Consider the following 949-nt stretch of genomic DNA (forward strand, 5'->3'; position numbering starts at 1 on the left):
CCAGCGGGGCTGACGCCCCGGCGAAATTCCCCTCCCACCTACGTCGGAGGGAGTCCCCTTTCGCATTTAAGATGGAGAGGAAGGGGAGCACATTGACCGCATGCTGATCCATCAGGACCCGCACCTCGCCGCCGAGCAGGGCCCCCATGCGCACCAGATTGAAACTGTAGAGCAGGATGTTGACCACGGTGAACACCAGCACCGCAGGCAGATAGTCAGGGTAGCCATGGCGCCAGATGAGCCAGACAATCACCGCCCCCACCATCATGTAGCTCAGGCAGGCCAGCAGCACCCGGGGGGCCATCTTGTCGTTGAAGATGACGCTCCAGCAAAGGATCAGCAGGTAGACCAGCATGAAGAGGGTGAAGGCCCGCCAGTTTGGCGGCTCCCCGAAGAAGCGCTGGATGGCGAGTGGCATCAGGGCGAGGCAGAAGGTGATGAGCAGGTTGGCCAGCCAGATCCCCGCGATATGGGGGGCAAATGCCTGCATGAAGAAGAGCGATTGCGCCGCCAGGGCACAGAGGCTGGACCACCACCAGAGCCCGAGACCGGGTATTTCCCTGTGGGTCCACCAGATGATGGAGAGGGTGATGAATCCCAGGCTGTAGCCCCCGAGGGCCATCAACATCAGGGTAAATACGTCCAGATTGAGCAGAATTGAGGCGTCCATTCCCGAACCTTCCAATGGGGATGGCTGAGTATATGGGAAGCCCATGACAAGACACAGAGGGAGCCTATGGGCCGGGCAAAAATATTTGCCCAGCTCGCACGCCCTACTCCCCTTGAAGCGGCCGGACAACGCCCTGTCTGTGCCCGGATTTTCCACCGAGACGGCCGCCGGATATTTTGCACTTGAACCGGCGCCATTAGATACAGGGCGAGATCGTGAACGTTTTGAAGCAATGTTAAGAGGATTTGACCGACCGATCTGGGTGTGATCTTATACTCT

1 pseudogene is annotated in these 949 nt (G+C 59.0%); it reads right to left on the bottom strand.

What is annotated here, in order from left to right:
* Positions 1-670: pseudogene (locus tag OKC30_RS21120) on the bottom strand (GGDEF domain-containing protein); the annotation flags it as partial.
* Positions 671-949: the final 279 nt, after the last annotated feature.

Source organism: Aeromonas sp. QDB18 (genome assembly GCF_027705325.1).
GTDB classification, from domain to species: domain Bacteria; phylum Pseudomonadota; class Gammaproteobacteria; order Enterobacterales; family Aeromonadaceae; genus Aeromonas; species Aeromonas caviae.